We start from the raw sequence: 14,197 nt of genomic DNA on the forward strand, positions 1-14,197 counted from the left end.
TTGCTTGGGCACGGGTGGCAGGAATCGAACCCGCAGCCTACGGTTTTGGAGACCGTCGCTCTACCAATTGAGCTACACCCGTTCGTTGTGTCCATTTTCGGCGGCGAAGGCCGGTCCACCTTGCGGCGGACCGGCCCGGCCACCAGGGTCGTTGTGCTTACTTGATGATCTCGGTCACCTGGCCGGCACCCACGGTACGGCCACCCTCGCGGATGGCGAAACGCAGGCCCTTGTCCATGGCGATCGGCACGATCAGCTTCACGTTGATGCTCACGTTGTCGCCCGGCATCACCATCTCGCGACCGGCCTCGAGGGTGATCTCGCCGGTGACGTCGGTGGTGCGGAAGTAGAACTGCGGGCGGTACTTGTTGTGGAAGGGGGTGTGGCGTCCGCCTTCCTCCTTCTTCAGCACGTAGATCTCGGCCTTGAACTCGGTGTGCGGGGTGATGCTGCCGGGGGCGGCGATCACCATGCCGCGGCGGATGTCCTTCTTTTCGATGCCGCGCAGCAGGATGCCGCAGTTGTCGCCGGCCTCGCCACGATCGAGCAGCTTGCGGAACATCTCCACGCCGGTGCAGGTGCTGTTCATCTTCTGCTCCTGCATGCCGATGATCTCCACGTTGTCGCCCACCTTCACCACGCCGGTCTCGATGCGGCCGGTGGCCACCGTGCCACGACCGGTGATCGTGAACACGTCCTCCACGCTCATCAGGAAGGGCTTCTCCACCTCGCGGGGCGGCACGGGGATCCAGTTGTCCACCGCGTCCATCAGGGCCATCACGGTGTCCACCCACTTGCCCTCACCGTTCAGGGCGCCCAGGGCGCTGCCACGGATGATCGGGGTGTTGTCGCCGTCGTACTCGTAGAAGGACAGCAGCTCGCGGATCTCCATCTCCACCAGGTCCAGCAGCTCCGCGTCGTCCACCATGTCCACCTTGTTCATGAACACGACGATCTTGGGCACGCCCACCTGACGGCCGAGCAGGATGTGCTCGCGGGTCTGGGGCATGGGGCCGTCGGTGGCGGCCACCACCAGGATGGCGCCGTCCATCTGGGCGGCACCCGTCACCATGTTCTTCACATAGTCGGCGTGGCCCGGGCAGTCCACGTGGGCGTAGTGACGGTTGGCCGTCGAATACTCCACGTGGGCGGTGTTGATGGTGATGCCGCGCTCCTTTTCCTCGGGGGCGTTGTCGATGGAATCGAAGCTGCGCTTCTCCGAGAGGCCTTTGGCGGCCAGCACGGAGGTGATCGCCGCGGTCAACGTGGTCTTACCATGGTCAACGTGACCGATGGTGCCGATGTTGACGTGCGGCTTGGTACGTTGGAAAGTCTCCTTAGCCATTGTCGTTCGGTCGTTATGGGTGTTCTGTTGTCGATCTGTCCGTTCACCTGTCGCACGTGCCTCCCCGCTTGGGGCGGGATGGAGCCGCAGCCGGTCCGGCGGAGCCTTTGACGGGAATTGAACCCGTGACCTCTTCCTTACCAAGGAAGTGCTCTACCCCTGAGCTACAAAGGCCGATGTTCTGGTCGGAGAAGGAGCGGGACCTTTCGGCGCCCGGACCTCCTCGATCGTGGAAGAGCGGGAGACGAGACTCGAACCCGCGACATTCAGCTTGGAAGGCTGATGCTCTACCAACTGAGCTACTCCCGCTTGAAAGGAAGGCCGATCGGTGAGGCAGGCCGGGCTCCTTGGCTCCGTGAGTGATGTGGTGGGGAGAGCAGGATTCGAACCTACGAAGCTGTGAAGCAGCAGATTTACAGTCTGCCCCCGTTGGCCACTTGGGTATCTCCCCTGTTCCGATCACGGAGCCAATGGACGGATTCGAACCCCCGACCTGCTGATTACAAATCAGCTGCTCTACCAGCTGAGCTACATTGGCACGTACAGCAAGCGAAAGAACGTCTTTCACCCACCTCCCGGAGAGGCCTCCCCGGGAATTGGGCCTGCAAATGTAGGAAACTTCCCGGCACCTCCAAACATGCGCAGGGCCCCGCTTTCGGCGGAGCCCTGTTGGCGCGGTGCGCCGGCCCATCGGGCCGGCACCCCAAGGTTATTTGGCGCGGGTCTTCGAGCGCTCTAGCTGACGCCGGATCGCCTCGGCCACCTGGTCGGTGGCCTCCTCGAAGCTCTTGCTCTGGCGCTTGGCGAAGAGCTCCCGGCCGGGCACGGCCATCTTCACCTCCACCACCTTGTTGCGGCGGTCCTCCCCGTCATGCTCCAGCCGCAGGAACACCTCGCTGCTGAGGATGCGGTCGTGGAACAGGGACAGCTTCTGCAGCCGTTCGCGGATGAAGCCGACCAGCTTGTTGTCAGCGTCGAAATGGATGGAATGCACGTTCACGTTCATGATCTGCTGAGGTCGTTTATGGGGTTTCCTGCCCCCCGCCACGCGGGTGGGCCTGCGCATGCACCTTGCGGAGCTTCTCCACCGTGTTGTGGGTGTACACCTGGGTGGCCGCCAGGTTGGCGTGGCCCAGGAGCTCCTTCACGGCGTTGAGGTCGGCCCCGTGCTCTAAAAGATGCGTGGCGTAGGTGTGCCGCAGCACGTGGGGGCTTCGTTTCGTTTGTGTGGTCACGGTGGCGAGCACGCGTTGCACGAGGCGTTGTACGCTGCGCCGCGCCAGGGGTTCCCCGGTGGGCCCCACCAGCAGGGGCGCCGCAGGGTCCGTGGTCGGCCGCTGGGAAAGATACACGCGAACGGCATCGAGCGTTCCGTCCGGCAGGGGTACGATGCGTTCCTTGTTGCGCTTGCCCAGCACACGGATGGTGCCCCGGTGCAGGTCCACCGCACCAGGCGTCAGGCCCAGCAGCTCGGCCAGGCGGATGCCCGTGCCGTAGAGCAGCTCCAGCACCAGCCGCTCCTCGGGCCGCAGCCCGGCGGCCGGACCGGCGGGGTCGAACAGGGGGGCCATGTGGCCCTCCGGCACGAAGGTGGGCAACCGCTTGGGCTGCTTGGGCGGCTCCACCAGCGCCGTGGGGTCGCCCTCCACCGCCCCCACCGTGCGGGCGAAGCGGTAGTAGGCGCGCAGCGCGCTCAATTGCCGGTTCACCGTGCGGGCCCCGGCGCCATCGCTCAAGCGCTGCATGATCCACGCGCGCACATCGCCGCCCTGCGCGCTGTCCAGCCCGTCGGACCCCCGGGCGGCCAGGTGGTCGGCGAACTGCCGAAGGTCACGCCGGTAGGCGGCCAGGGTGTGGGGGCTGCACCGTTTCTCGTAGGCCAGGTGCTCCAGGAAGCGGTCGACGGACATCCGGAAAGCAAGATAGGCGAAAGGTCCGGATGGACCCTTCGCCTATCAGTACGGCGAAGCGTTCGGGCTTATTGCTCGACGCTGTACGTCTTCAGCTTGTAGGCGGCGCGGATGATCTCCTTGCGGCGCTCTACGGACGGCTTGGTGAAGCTCTGGCGCCGGCGCAGGGCACGCATCGTGCCGGTGCGCTCGAACTTCTTCTTGAACTTCTTGAGCGCCTTGTCGATGCTCTCGCCTTCCTTGACAGGGATGATCAGCATGGGGTCCTTTTGTTCGAAGGGGGCGCAAAGATAGCGTCCTCGTTGATCTATGCAAATGGGTTCACTTGAGCACCTCCCGGCTGATCACCAGCTTCTGGATCTCGCTGGTACCCTCGCCGATGGTGCAGAGCTTGCTGTCGCGGTAGAACTTCTCAACGGGGAAATCCTTCGTGTAGCCGTAGCCACCGAAGATCTGGACCGCCTCGTTGCTGGCCCACACCGCCACTTCGCTGGCGTAGTACTTGGCCATGGCGCTCTCCTTGGTCATCTTCTTCCCGCGGTTCTTGAGATCGGCGGCCTGCTGGGTGAGCAGCTCGGCGGCCTCGATGCGGGTGGCCATGTCGGCCAGCTTGAAGGAGATGGCCTGGAAGTTGGCGATGGGTTGGCCGAACTGCTGGCGCTCCTTGGCGTACTTCACGCTGGCGTCGTAGGCGCCCTTGGCGATGCCCAGGCTGAGGGCCGCGATGCTGATGCGGCCGCCGTCCAGGACCTTCATGGCCTGCTGGAAACCCTGCCCCACCTCGCCCAGCACATTCTCCTGCGGCACACGGCAATCCTCGAAGATCACCTCCGCCGTCTCGCTGGCGCGCATGCCCAGCTTGTTCTCTTTCTTGCCTGCCTTCAGGCCCTTGGTACCGCGCTCGATCACGAATGCGGTCATGCCCTTGCTGTCCAGGAGTTCGCCAGTGCGTGCGATCGCCACCACCACATCGCTGCTGATGCCGTGGGTGATCCAGCACTTGGCGCCGTTCAGGACCCACTCGTTACCCTCCTGGCGGGCCGTGCACTTCATACGCATGGCGTCGCTGCCGGTGTTGGGCTCGGTGAGCGCCCATGCGCCCAGCCACTGGCCGCTGGCCAGCTTGGGCAGCCAGCGCCGCTTCTGCTCCTCGCTGCCGAAGCTGAGGATGTGGCCCGTGCACAGGCTGTTGTGCGCCGCCACGCTGAGGCCTATGCTGCCACAGATGCGCGACGTCTCCACGATGGTGTGGATGTACTCGAAATAGCCCAGCCCCGCTCCACCGTATGCCTCCGGCACCAGCACGCCCAGCATGCCGGCCGGGCCGAAGTGCTGCTTGAACAGGTCAATGGGCATGTACTGCCGCTCGTCCCAGTCCATCACGTGGGGGCGCAGTTCACGTTCGCACAGGTCGCGCACCGACTGCGCGATCAGGGTCTGGTTCTCGGTGGTGGTGAATTCCATTCGGGTTCAATAGGTCACCAGGCGGATGATGTCGGCGTCGTAGGGACGCAGGCGTTCAACACCGGCCAGGGCGGAGAGTTCGATGACGAAGGTGAAGGCGGCCACACGGCCACCTTGCATGCGTACGAGGTCGGCGGCGGCGGCAGCCGTGCCGCCGGTGGCCAGCAGGTCGTCGTGCACCAGCACCTGCATGCCGGGCCGCACCACGTCCACGTGCATCTCGATCTCGGCCGTGCCGTACTCGAGGGCGTAGCTGGTGCTCACCGTGCGGTGGGGCAGCTTGCCCTTCTTGCGCACGGTGACGAAGGGCACGCCGAGCTTCAGCGCCAGGGGCATGCCATAGAGGAAGCCGCGGCTCTCGATGCCGGCGATGGCGTCGATGGGGCGACCGTGCAGCCGCTCCATGAAGCCGTCCACCACCGCCTGGCTCAGGGCGGGGTCCTCCATCACCGGGGTGATGTCGCGGAACAGGATCCCGGGCTTGGGAAAGTCAGGCACCGCCCGGATGGCGGCCTGCAACCGGTCCTGTAGAAGCATTACTTCACGGAAAAATAGGGCGCGAAAGTACGGAGCGTCCCTTCATCCACCAGCGCACAGCCACGAAGGTCGTCCACCGTGCGGAACGGGCCGTGTTGGCGGCGATAGGCTACCAGGGTCTTGGCCAGCTTCCACCGCAGGTAGGGGTGTGCCGCCAGTTCCTCCACCGTGCCGCTGTTCATGGGCACGCGCCGCACCAGGGCGGTGTCCACCCGCAGCAGGGTGCGCAGCTGCGCCAGCGCCTCGGGCTTGTCCTTCAGCACGTACACCTCTGCCAGCTGGTCCAGGCTATGATATCCACCCAATTGGTCGCGGTAGCGCAGGATCCCGCGCGCGAACGACGGTCCCACGCCCGGCAGGGCCACCAGGGCGGCGCTGTCACAGCCGTTGAGCTCCAGCGCGACGCGCTCCGGGCGTGCGGGCCGCTCCGTGCGGGTCCAGATGCGCGTGCTGTCCCGCGGCCAGCGGCGTTCCGCGCGGGCCGCTCCCCCACCCTCCGGCCGGTCGGGCAGCTGCACGAAGGGCAGCAGGCGCGCCACCTGGTCGGGGTGCAGGCTGCGCAGGCGGGCCAGGTCCTGCCTGTGCTCGAACTGGCCGCCGTGGGCGATGTAGCTCAGCACCCCGCGGGCCTGCCGTTCGCTCAGGCCCAAGCGGCGCCAATCGTTCTCGGTGGCGGTGTTGGGGTCGAAGGCGAACAGGCTGTCGGCCGCCGGGGCCGCGTCGGCGGACCGGGCGCGCAAGCTGTCGGCGGCCTGTTGCTCGGCGAGCCAGGTGGCCAGTTGGGCTTCAGCGGCGGCCAGCAGCGCGGGATCGGGCGGTCGCTGCCGCATCCACGCGATCCACGCACCGAAGGCGGCGATGGTGAGCACCAGCACGAAGAGGCCGCGCCGCTCGGCGCGGTGCATGCTGAAGGCGTCCATCCATCGGGCACGACGCATGGTGCGGGATCCGCACCAAGGTAATGATCCGGATCAACCGACCAACTGGTCGCGCACCACGGCCAATCCCGCCTCGAAACCGCGCGGTGCATACCCCAGCTCGCGGCGCGCTTTGTCCAGCACGAATCCCGTGCGCGGCGGCCGATTGGCGGGCTGGCCCAGCGTGTTGCTCTTCACGGGGAGCACACCGTCCACCTTCAGACCGAAGAAGCGGCCCACGCGGTGCACCAGCTCCAGGATGCTCATGCCATCGGGACCGCTGAGGTGGTAGATGCCGGTGGCTCCCTGCTTGGCGATGCGGATGCAGCCCTCGGCCAGGTCCTCCGCCAGGGTGGGCATGCGCCATTGGTCGTCCACCACGCGGATGGGCTCGCCCTTCTCCAGGGCGCCCTTGGCCCACAGCACCACGTTGCTGCGGCTCAGCCCCGGGGCCACGCCGTACACGATGATGGTGCGGGCGATGGCCCACTTCGCCAGTCCGCCTTCCCGCACGGCCCGCTCGCTGTCCAGCTTGCTGTGGCCGTAGACGCTCAAGGGGGCGGGGGCGTCCTCCTCACGGTAGGGACCGGCCGCGCCGTCGAAGATGAAGTCGGTGCTGAGGTGGATGAAGTGGCTGCCGTGGCGCCGCGCGGCACGCACCAGGTGCGCGGTGGCCGTCACGTTCTGGAGGTGGCAGGCCGCGGGGTCCAGCTCGCAGGCGTCCACGTTGGTCATGGCGGCGGTGTGGATCACCGCCTCGGGGCGCACGACGTCGAACACGGCGTCCACCGCGGCGGCGTCGGTGATGTCGAGGGCGCGGTAGCGGTCGTGCAGGGGGTCGGGGCTGCGGTCGGGACCGCGGCTGGTGGCGGTGAGCGCCACAGTGGGGTCGTTCCGCAGGGCGGCCACGAGCTTCTGGCCCAGCAGGCCGTTGCTCCCGGTGATCAGGATGCGCATGCGGTGCGAAGAAAGGGCCTGGGGCGTGATCCTTCACACCAACCCCAATGACCGGGAACTCCGGCGGTATGCACGGGCGCGATCGAGCGGCATTCCATGCGGATCGAGCAGGACTATCTTTACGCTGTGCGCAGGATGCCTGCCTGCTGCGGTTGGAGGAAGCCTAGCGTGGCGAAGTCACAGACTTCGCGAGGCTCGTCGGCGGCTGGCCGACAGGCATCCTCCGCACAAGTCGCCCCGCGCGAACCCAGGGCGCGGGAAGACTTGCGCGATTTTGGGCACGGTGCCGAAGGCACGGGAGGACGGCCTTCCCGCTCTCGGGCCCATGCGCGCCTAACTCCCGCGCCAGGGAGAGGCTTGCACGGCCTTCCCACGGACCGGACCGGGCGGGAACACCCTTGGTAACCCGCGCACCGGTCCCGCCCCTCCTCACTTGCGGAGGTCCTCGAAATAGCCCTTCGTGTTGCCCATGTTGAAGAAGCTGATGAAGAGGGCGATGTAGCTGAGGTAGAAGAGCGATTGCACCGTCACCACGAACTTTCCCCAGCCGGTGACCGGGAAGTACTCGCCGAACCCGATGGTGCTGGTGACCACGAAGCTCAGGTACACCGCGTCGGTCCACCGGGCGATGGGCTGGTTCATGGCCTGCATGGCCATGTGCAGCACGGCAAAGCTGAACACCACCTCCAGGTAGTTGAGGAAGATGAGCAGCTTGCTGCGGCGGTAGCTGCGGGGCGAAGCAAAGGCGTCCGAAGCGAAGATGAGCGTGGGGATGTACAGCATGGTCTCGGCCATGAGCCAAACCACGAGGACCAGCGCCAGGGGATGCCGCTCCCAGCCCAGGACCAGCACCACCAGCGGAAGCAAGGTCTTGGCCAGCACGAGGAGCTCGATGGCGAAGTCCTGGTAGAGGGGACCCTTGCGCCAGAACAGGTGCTTGATGTACATACCAGGGAAGAGGAACTGACTGGCGGCGAGCAGCAGCCGCACGAGCTTTTCCAGGCCGGCGTCCTCCTCGAACGTGTTGTCCCAGATGGCACGCAGGTTGTCCCACCGCCGGGCGATGGTGGGATGCCGCTCACCGGGCCGCTGACCCCGCCCGATGATGAGCTTGCGGACCGTGCTGCGCATGGCCCCAAGGTAGATGCCGGTGCCCGACCCGGCGCGTGATGCCCGTCACGATGGTCCGTCCTACAGCTCCCACACGGTGCTGCGCTTGGCGAAGGGGCGCTTGATGCGCTCCTTGTGGGCCAGCACGAAGGCCATCACCAGGTAGACCACCAGGTTGAGACCGGCGGTGACGAAGCTGAGGTAGATGAAGCTGAGCCGCACCTGCTCGGTCTTGATGTTGAGCTTGTCGCCCCACCAGGCGCAAACCCCGAAGGCCTGGCGTTCGAAGGTGGTCTTGATGCGGTCGATCATGGCCTAAGGACGCGTGCCGCGCAAAAGGTGGCGTCCGAAGCCGCAAGATAAGCATCGGCGAGGGGTGCAGTACTGGTGTTGCAGCTCCAGCAGGGCCTGGCCCCGGGCGGCGGAATCCACCTGCACCCCCCGCTCGGTCCACTGCGCCAGCACGGTGTTGTGCTCGGGGGGTAGCTGTTCCAGCAGGGCGATGGCGCGGTCGCGCAGGGCCTGGTCGCCGCGGGCGCGGCCCAGCACGAAGAGCAGCGGCACCACGGCGTTGATGATGAGCTGGTCCACCGTGGCGGCCCCGAGGGGCTTGGGGCGCGGAGGCGTGGCGTGGTCGAAGCGGTAGTGCGTGGTCCAGTACGGCGTGGGCTCGGCCTGCAGCAGACGCCGCAGCGCGGGCACATCGGGCGCGGCGGCCAGGTCGGTGAGCTCGCCACTGAGGCGGGCCACCAGGGCGGCCAGCTGGGCCAGGCGCACGGTGGGGAAGGCAGCGGGGCGCAGGCGCCCGAAGGTCCACGCGGCCACGGGGGCCGGACGAAGGCCGTGCAGGCGCGCCAAGGCGCGGTGCTCGGCCTGCAGGCGCCGCGGGTGCTCGTCCACGAAGTCCACCTGCAGCAGCCCGGCCTGGCCGAAGACGAGGGCCTCCACCCGGAAGGCGTCGTCGCGCACGCGGCGCAGCACGCTCCACGGCAGGGCGTGGGCCAGCATGGCGAAGGGCTCGGCGTTGGCGCGCTGGCCGAAGGCGCGGCACAGCAGGTGCCAGGCGAGGGCGGCGCTGTCGCGCTGCAGCAGACCGTACAGCTCCTCGGCGGCGGCGGTACGGCGCACCAGGCGTTCCACCAGCACGCTCTCCAGCCAGGTGTGCAGGCGTTCGGGCTCGGCCGGGGGCAGGTGGGCGGCGCAGGGCACGGCCCCGCGCCCGCGCAACAGGCCGGCGAACAGGCTGAGGCTGGCGGTGCTCACGCGGGGCAGCAGCTCCACGGTGGGCAGCATGCGGCCGCCGACCGTGCGCGCCTCGGCGTCGTGCTCATACACCACGTGCAGCGCCACGCTCTCGTAGGCGGGATCATGCTGGTGGCCGTGGCGGGCCCATTCGCTGCTGCGCACATGCACCTCCACGGTGCCGGCCCACTCCAGGCCGCCGATGCGCAGCCGGGCATCGCGCAGGTCGGGACCGGCATCGCGCTGGATGCGGCCGGGGTGCAGCACCTCCACCGGGCGGCCGTCCACCGTGCGCAGGCCGTGGCGGTCGAAGAGCTGGGCCTCCCAGATGAACTGCAGCAGGTCCTCCCCGTATGGGAAGGCCGGATCGAGGAGCAGGTCGTGCGGTGCGGCGGCCTCGGGGTCGCGCACCACGTGCAGCGGGACGTGGGCGGGTGCGGAGCGCCACACCTGGGGTGATGCCTGTGGATGAAGGAGCATGGCTTGACGGATTTCAGATCAAATGAACGACGGATAAGATAACGATCCGTGGGGACCGACCGCACACCGATCCACGGAACGTGGGTTCCTTCAGGGTGAGCGCGCGATGAAGGGCGATAGCTTGGCGGCATGCGCACGTCGCTCGTCCTCCTCGGGTTGCTCAACACATGTGGGCTAATGGCCCAGCAGGTGGCGGATCCCGGTTTTCGCCCGGTCTTCAGCGATGCGGCGTTCCCTCCAGAAAAGGGCGCAGTGGTGGCCATCGATGAGGCGCACGGCAACTTGCACACCCGCGACGGCCGCTACCAGGGCTTCACGCGTGTGGCCGAGGCCGATGGTCATCGTGTGCGCACGTGGGACAGGGTGTTCGCTCCGGAGGCGCTGAACGCGGTGGACGTGCTGGTGATCGCCAACGCGCTGCATCCCTCGAACGCCGAGCAATGGGCACTGCCCACACCGTCGGCCTTCACCGATGCGGAGGTATCCGCTGTGCGCAAATGGGTGGAGAGCGGGGGGGCGCTGCTTCTGCTGGCGGACCACATGCCGTTCGCCGGCGCGGCCTCGGAGCTGGCAGAGGCCTTCGGCTTCACCGTGAGCAACTGCTTCGCGATGCGAGAGCCGCAGCGGTCCCTGGACCTCTTCACCAGCGGGCAGGGGCTGCTGGCCGAAGGACCGGCCGCCGGGCTGGACACGGTGGCCACCTTCACGGGCAGTGCGTTCAGGCTGGCCCCGGATGCACACCCCCTGCTGGAGTTGGGCCCGGACTGGACCCTTCTGGAGCCGGATACAGCGTGGAGCTTTTCCGATGGCACATCGCAACGCTCGGGCGAAGGCTGGGTGCAGGGCGCCGCGCTCGAGCTCGGCCAGGGTCGCATGGTGCTCTTTGGTGAGGCCGCGATGTTCAGCGCGCAGTTGGCCGGACCTGAGCGGAAGCCCGTGGGCATGAACCATCCGCAGGCGCGGGGTAACGTGGCCTTGTTGCGCGGGACCTTGCGCTGGCTCACGCGCCGCTGAGCGCGCGGGCCATCACCTGCTGCAGGCGCTGGGCCTCGCGGCGGGCGGCGGGCAGGGCCTCCCCGCCTTGTCCGGCGTAGAGGATGCCGCGGCTGCTGTTGATCAGCAGGCCTCCGTCGGCGGTGAGGCCGGCGCGGAGCACGGCATCGAGGTCGCCGCCCTGGGCGCCCACGCCGGGCACCAAGAAGAAGTGGCCGGGCGCCGTGCGGCGCGCCTCGGCGAGCACTTCGGGACGGGTGGCGCCCACCACGAACATGAGCTCATCGGGCCCGCCCCAGGTGGCGCAACGGTCCATCACGGTGCTCCACAAGGGGCGTTGACCGTAGACCGGTAGCTGCTGGAAGTCGTCCGCGCCCGGGTTGCTGGTGAGGCCGAGCACCACGGCCCATTTCCCCGGCCGGCTCAGGAAGGGGGTGATGCTGTCGCGGCCCATGTACGGCGAGAGGGTGACGGCGTCCACGTCGAGCCGGTCGAAGAAGGCCTCGGCGTACTTGCGGGCGGTGTTGCCGATGTCGCCGCGCTTGGCATCGGCGATGATGAAGCTGGGGCCGGTGCTGCGGATGAAGGCGATGGTGGCCTCCAGGTCCGGCCAGCCCTGATCGCCCAGGGCCTCATAGAAGGCGAGGTTGAGCTTATAGGCCACGGCCAGGTCATGTGTCACCTCCACGATGGCCTCGTTGAAGGCGCGCACGGGGTGGCTCTCGGCGCGGAAATGGTCCGGCAGCAGATGGGCCTCGGTGTCGAGGCCCACGCAGAGCAGGCTTCGGCGCTGGTGGATGAGGTCGACGAGGACGGCGCGGGTCATCGGGGGCGAAGTTCGGCCGATCGGCTGCTCACAGCCCGGCCTCGGCCTGCAGCTTCTCGGTGCGCTCGGCGAGCTGAAGGGCATCAATGAGGGGCTGTAGCTCGCCGTTCATCAGCTGGGGAAGGTTGTGCGCGGTGAACTCGATGCGGTGGTCGGTGACGCGGCTCTGTGGGTAGTTGTAGGTGCGGATCTTAGCGCTGCGGTCGCCGCTGCTCACCTGGCTCTTGCGCTGGGCGGCCACGGCGGCCTCCTGAGCGCGCACCTTGTCCTCATAAAGCTTGGTGCGCAACATCTGCATCGCCTTCAGTCGGTTGCCCAACTGGCTCCGCTCGGTCTGGCACATCACCACGATGCCGGTGGGCAGGTGGGTGAGGCGCACCTTGGTCTCCACCTTGTTCACGTTCTGGCCGCCGGCACCGCCGCTTCGGGCGGTCTCCATCTTCACATCGCTCTCCTTGAGCTCCACATCGGTCTCCTCGGCCTCAGGCAGGACGTTCACGGTGGCGGCGCTGGTGTGGATGCGGCCGCTGGCCTCGGTGGCGGGCACGCGCTGCACGCGGTGCACCCCGGCCTCGAACTTCAAGGTGCCGTAGGCGCCCTCGCCCAGCACGTTGAAGATCACCTCCTTGTAGCCGCCCACGGTGCCCTCGCTCACGTCCACCACCTCCACCTTCCAGCCACGGCCCTCGCCGTAGCGGGTGTACATGCGGAAGAGGTCGCCCGCGAACAGGCTGGCCTCGTCGCCCCCAGTGCCGGCCCGAACCTCCACGGTGCAGTGGCGGGCGTCATTGGGGTCCTTGGGCACCAGCATCAGGCGCACCTCCTCCTCCATGGCCTCAATGGCGGCTCTTCGCTCATCCCGCTCCGCGCGGGCCATCTCCAGCAGATCGGGGTCCTTCTCGGTGCGCAGCATCTCCTCGGCGCCGGCCAGGTCGCTGTGCAGCTTGCGGAAGCGCAGGAAGGCCAGTTCGATGGGCTCCAGGTCGCGGTAGGTGCGGTTGAGCTCGACGAACTTCCGCTGGTCGGCGATCACGGCCGGGTCGGCGAGCTGCTTGCCGATCTCGCTGCGGCGGTCGTACAGGGCGGAGAGCTTGGAAAGGAGATCGGACATGATGGTTCAGCCGCGGAGGCGCGGAGTCGCGGAGGAGGTGGAGGGGTGCGAGGGTGGAGAGGTGCGGGGGTGAAAAAGTGCAGGGCGTGGATCAGGTGTAGGTGAAGACCCCGTGCGGGCTGGTGAGCACGACCTCCTTGGCGGGCGCGGCCTCCACCCGGCCGATGACCTTCGCGTCGATGCCGAAGGACGTGGCGATGGCGATGACCTCCTGAGCACGGGTGGCTGGCAGATAGAACTCCAGGCGGTGGCCCATGTTGAAGACCTTGTACATCTCCTGCCAGTCGGTGCCGCTCATGCGCTGGATGGTGGCGAAGAGCGGCGGCGTGGGAAAGAGGTCATCCTTGATGACGCGCAGGCCCTCCACGAAGTGCAGCACCTTGGTCTGGGCGCCACCGCTGCAGTGCACCATGCCGTGAATGTCGGCGCGCAGGCCCTCCAGTACCCGCTTCACCACGGGGGCGTAGGTGCGGGTGGGCGACAGCACGGCCCGGCCGAGGTCGAGCGGAGTGCCCTCCAGGGGATCGGTCAACCGGGCCTGGCCGCTGTACACCAGCTCGCTCGGGGTGCCGGGGTCGTAGGTCTCGGGGTACGTCTCCCCCACCGCCTTGGCGAACACGTCGTGGCGGGCGCTGGTGAGGCCGTTGCTGCCCATGCCGGCGTTGTAGCTGCGCTCATAGCTGGCCTGCCCGGTGCTGGCGAGACCCACCACGACGTCGCCGGCCTGGATGCGGTCGTTGTCGATCACCGCCTCGCGCCGCATCCGGCAGGTGACGGTGCTGTCCACGATGACCGTGCGCACCAGGTCGCCCACGTCGGCGGTCTCGCCGCCGGTGCTGCGGATGTCGATGCCCTGATCGCGCATCTCCTGCAGGAAACGTTCGGTGCCGTCGATGAGGGCCGCCACCACCTCACCGGGGATCAGGCGCTTGTTGCGGCCGATGGTGCTGCTCAGGAGGATGTGGTCGGTGGCGCCCACGCACAGCAGGTCGTCGAGGTTCATCACCACGGCGTCCTGGGCGATGCCGTGCCACACGGTGAGGTCGCCCGTCTCGCGCCAGTAGGCATAGGCCAAGGCGCTCTTGGTGCCGGCGCCGTCGGCGTGCATCACGATGCAGTGGTCGGGGCTGCCGGTGAGGGTGTCGGGCACCACCTTGCAGAAGGCCTTGGGGAAGAGGCCCTTGTCCAGGTGGGCGATGGCCGAGTGCACCTCCTCCTTGCCGGAGGAGACGCCGCGCCGGGCATAGCGATCGGTGGTGCTCATGGTGGAAAAGAAGAACGCACCCACCGGATGGCGGATGCGTT

15 protein-coding genes and 5 tRNA genes are annotated in these 14,197 nt (G+C 67.6%); 1 reads left to right on the plus strand and 19 read right to left on the minus strand.

The window, feature by feature from the left end:
- Window positions 1-9: 9 nt before the first annotated feature.
- From IPJ87_09340 to IPJ87_09415, 16 genes are all read right to left on the minus strand, one after another.
- Window positions 10-82: transfer RNA gene (locus tag IPJ87_09340), tRNA-Trp, on the minus strand.
- A 75-nt stretch (window positions 83-157) separates the two neighbouring features.
- The gene (tuf, locus tag IPJ87_09345; GenBank protein MBK7942064.1) at window positions 158-1,345 is read right to left on the minus strand and encodes an elongation factor Tu; all 1,188 of its coding nucleotides are present in this window, start codon (window positions 1,343-1,345) and stop codon (window positions 158-160) included.
- Between the two features lie 102 nt (window positions 1,346-1,447).
- Window positions 1,448-1,519 (minus strand) — tRNA-Thr (locus tag IPJ87_09350).
- A 62-nt stretch (window positions 1,520-1,581) separates the two neighbouring features.
- A tRNA-Gly gene (locus IPJ87_09355) sits at window positions 1,582-1,654 on the minus strand.
- 56 nt (window positions 1,655-1,710) lie between these two features.
- A tRNA-Tyr gene (locus IPJ87_09360) sits at window positions 1,711-1,796 on the minus strand.
- 14 nt (window positions 1,797-1,810) lie between these two features.
- Window positions 1,811-1,883: transfer RNA gene (locus IPJ87_09365), tRNA-Thr, on the minus strand.
- Window positions 1,884-2,054: 171 nt separating this feature from the next.
- Window positions 2,055-2,351: a ribosome-associated translation inhibitor RaiA gene (gene raiA, locus IPJ87_09370; GenBank protein ID MBK7942065.1), complete on the minus strand. Its 297-nt coding sequence runs from the start codon at window positions 2,349-2,351 to the stop codon at window positions 2,055-2,057.
- A gap of 16 nt (window positions 2,352-2,367) precedes the next feature.
- On the minus strand, window positions 2,368-3,255 hold the full coding sequence (locus tag IPJ87_09375) for a tyrosine-type recombinase/integrase (protein ID MBK7942066.1): 888 nt from the start codon (window positions 3,253-3,255) through the stop codon (window positions 2,368-2,370).
- 68 nt (window positions 3,256-3,323) lie between these two features.
- Window positions 3,324-3,515, minus strand: a complete 192-nt coding sequence (locus tag IPJ87_09380) for a 30S ribosomal protein S21 (protein MBK7942067.1) — start codon at window positions 3,513-3,515, stop codon at window positions 3,324-3,326.
- A gap of 61 nt (window positions 3,516-3,576) precedes the next feature.
- Window positions 3,577-4,719 (minus strand): acyl-CoA dehydrogenase family protein, encoded by a 1,143-nt coding sequence (locus tag IPJ87_09385; GenBank protein ID MBK7942068.1) that lies wholly within the window; start codon window positions 4,717-4,719, stop codon window positions 3,577-3,579.
- Between the two features lie 6 nt (window positions 4,720-4,725).
- Window positions 4,726-5,256 (minus strand): adenine phosphoribosyltransferase, encoded by a 531-nt coding sequence (locus IPJ87_09390; protein MBK7942069.1) that lies wholly within the window; start codon window positions 5,254-5,256, stop codon window positions 4,726-4,728.
- The gene (locus IPJ87_09395; protein ID MBK7942070.1) at window positions 5,256-6,194 is read right to left on the minus strand and encodes a helix-hairpin-helix domain-containing protein; all 939 of its coding nucleotides are present in this window, start codon (window positions 6,192-6,194) and stop codon (window positions 5,256-5,258) included. Before IPJ87_09395 ends, IPJ87_09390 begins: the two co-directional genes overlap by 1 nt.
- 33 nt (window positions 6,195-6,227) lie before the next feature.
- Window positions 6,228-7,130, minus strand: a complete 903-nt coding sequence (locus tag IPJ87_09400) for an SDR family oxidoreductase (GenBank protein ID MBK7942071.1) — start codon at window positions 7,128-7,130, stop codon at window positions 6,228-6,230.
- A 429-nt stretch (window positions 7,131-7,559) separates the two neighbouring features.
- Window positions 7,560-8,261 (minus strand): two pore domain potassium channel family protein, encoded by a 702-nt coding sequence (locus IPJ87_09405; GenBank protein ID MBK7942072.1) that lies wholly within the window; start codon window positions 8,259-8,261, stop codon window positions 7,560-7,562.
- Between the two features lie 60 nt (window positions 8,262-8,321).
- Window positions 8,322-8,552, minus strand: coding sequence for a PspC domain-containing protein (locus IPJ87_09410; protein MBK7942073.1), 231 nt, complete (start codon window positions 8,550-8,552; stop codon window positions 8,322-8,324).
- 3 nt (window positions 8,553-8,555) lie between these two features.
- Window positions 8,556-9,962, minus strand: coding sequence for a DUF2851 family protein (locus tag IPJ87_09415; GenBank protein MBK7942074.1), 1,407 nt, complete (start codon window positions 9,960-9,962; stop codon window positions 8,556-8,558).
- A gap of 129 nt (window positions 9,963-10,091) precedes the next feature.
- Here IPJ87_09415 and IPJ87_09420 point away from each other — a divergent pair, with 129 nt between their 5' ends.
- Window positions 10,092-10,976, plus strand: coding sequence for a DUF4350 domain-containing protein (locus IPJ87_09420; GenBank protein ID MBK7942075.1), 885 nt, complete (start codon window positions 10,092-10,094; stop codon window positions 10,974-10,976).
- Here IPJ87_09420 and pyrF read toward each other — a convergent pair.
- From pyrF to IPJ87_09435, 3 genes are all read right to left on the minus strand, one after another.
- Window positions 10,963-11,781: an orotidine-5'-phosphate decarboxylase gene (pyrF, locus tag IPJ87_09425; protein MBK7942076.1), complete on the minus strand. Its 819-nt coding sequence runs from the start codon at window positions 11,779-11,781 to the stop codon at window positions 10,963-10,965. The genes IPJ87_09420 and pyrF overlap by 14 nt on opposite strands.
- 28 nt (window positions 11,782-11,809) lie before the next feature.
- Complete coding sequence (gene prfA / locus IPJ87_09430) at window positions 11,810-12,892, minus strand: peptide chain release factor 1 (protein MBK7942077.1); 1,083 nt, start codon at window positions 12,890-12,892, stop codon at window positions 11,810-11,812.
- A 91-nt stretch (window positions 12,893-12,983) separates the two neighbouring features.
- A complete protein-coding gene (locus IPJ87_09435; GenBank protein ID MBK7942078.1) occupies window positions 12,984-14,156 on the minus strand; it encodes a phosphoribosylformylglycinamidine cyclo-ligase in 1,173 nt (390 codons plus the stop codon).
- Window positions 14,157-14,197: the final 41 nt, after the last annotated feature.

This window comes from Flavobacteriales bacterium, from assembly GCA_016713875.1.
GTDB lineage: Bacteria > Bacteroidota > Bacteroidia > Flavobacteriales_F > PHOS-HE28 > PHOS-HE28.

Excerpts from the sequence above, each read along its gene's own strand:
- tuf (MBK7942064.1), bottom strand. The coding sequence starts at position 1,345 with ATGGCTAAGGAGACTTTCCAACGTACCAAGCCGCACGTCAACATCGGC.
- raiA (MBK7942065.1), bottom strand. The coding sequence starts at position 2,351 with ATGAACGTGAACGTGCATTCCATCCATTTCGACGCTGACAACAAGCTG.
- IPJ87_09375 (MBK7942066.1), bottom strand. The coding sequence starts at position 3,255 with ATGTCCGTCGACCGCTTCCTGGAGCACCTGGCCTACGAGAAACGGTGC.
- IPJ87_09380 (MBK7942067.1), bottom strand. The coding sequence starts at position 3,515 with ATGCTGATCATCCCTGTCAAGGAAGGCGAGAGCATCGACAAGGCGCTC.
- IPJ87_09385 (MBK7942068.1), bottom strand. The coding sequence starts at position 4,719 with ATGGAATTCACCACCACCGAGAACCAGACCCTGATCGCGCAGTCGGTG.
- IPJ87_09390 (MBK7942069.1), bottom strand. The coding sequence starts at position 5,256 with ATGCTTCTACAGGACCGGTTGCAGGCCGCCATCCGGGCGGTGCCTGAC.
- IPJ87_09395 (MBK7942070.1), bottom strand. The coding sequence starts at position 6,194 with ATGCGTCGTGCCCGATGGATGGACGCCTTCAGCATGCACCGCGCCGAG.
- IPJ87_09400 (MBK7942071.1), bottom strand. The coding sequence starts at position 7,130 with ATGCGCATCCTGATCACCGGGAGCAACGGCCTGCTGGGCCAGAAGCTC.
- IPJ87_09405 (MBK7942072.1), bottom strand. The coding sequence starts at position 8,261 with ATGCGCAGCACGGTCCGCAAGCTCATCATCGGGCGGGGTCAGCGGCCC.
- IPJ87_09410 (MBK7942073.1), bottom strand. The coding sequence starts at position 8,552 with ATGATCGACCGCATCAAGACCACCTTCGAACGCCAGGCCTTCGGGGTT.
- IPJ87_09415 (MBK7942074.1), bottom strand. The coding sequence starts at position 9,962 with ATGCTCCTTCATCCACAGGCATCACCCCAGGTGTGGCGCTCCGCACCC.
- IPJ87_09420 (MBK7942075.1), top strand. The coding sequence starts at position 10,092 with ATGCGCACGTCGCTCGTCCTCCTCGGGTTGCTCAACACATGTGGGCTA.
- pyrF (MBK7942076.1), bottom strand. The coding sequence starts at position 11,781 with ATGACCCGCGCCGTCCTCGTCGACCTCATCCACCAGCGCCGAAGCCTG.
- prfA (MBK7942077.1), bottom strand. The coding sequence starts at position 12,892 with ATGTCCGATCTCCTTTCCAAGCTCTCCGCCCTGTACGACCGCCGCAGC.
- IPJ87_09435 (MBK7942078.1), bottom strand. The coding sequence starts at position 14,156 with ATGAGCACCACCGATCGCTATGCCCGGCGCGGCGTCTCCTCCGGCAAG.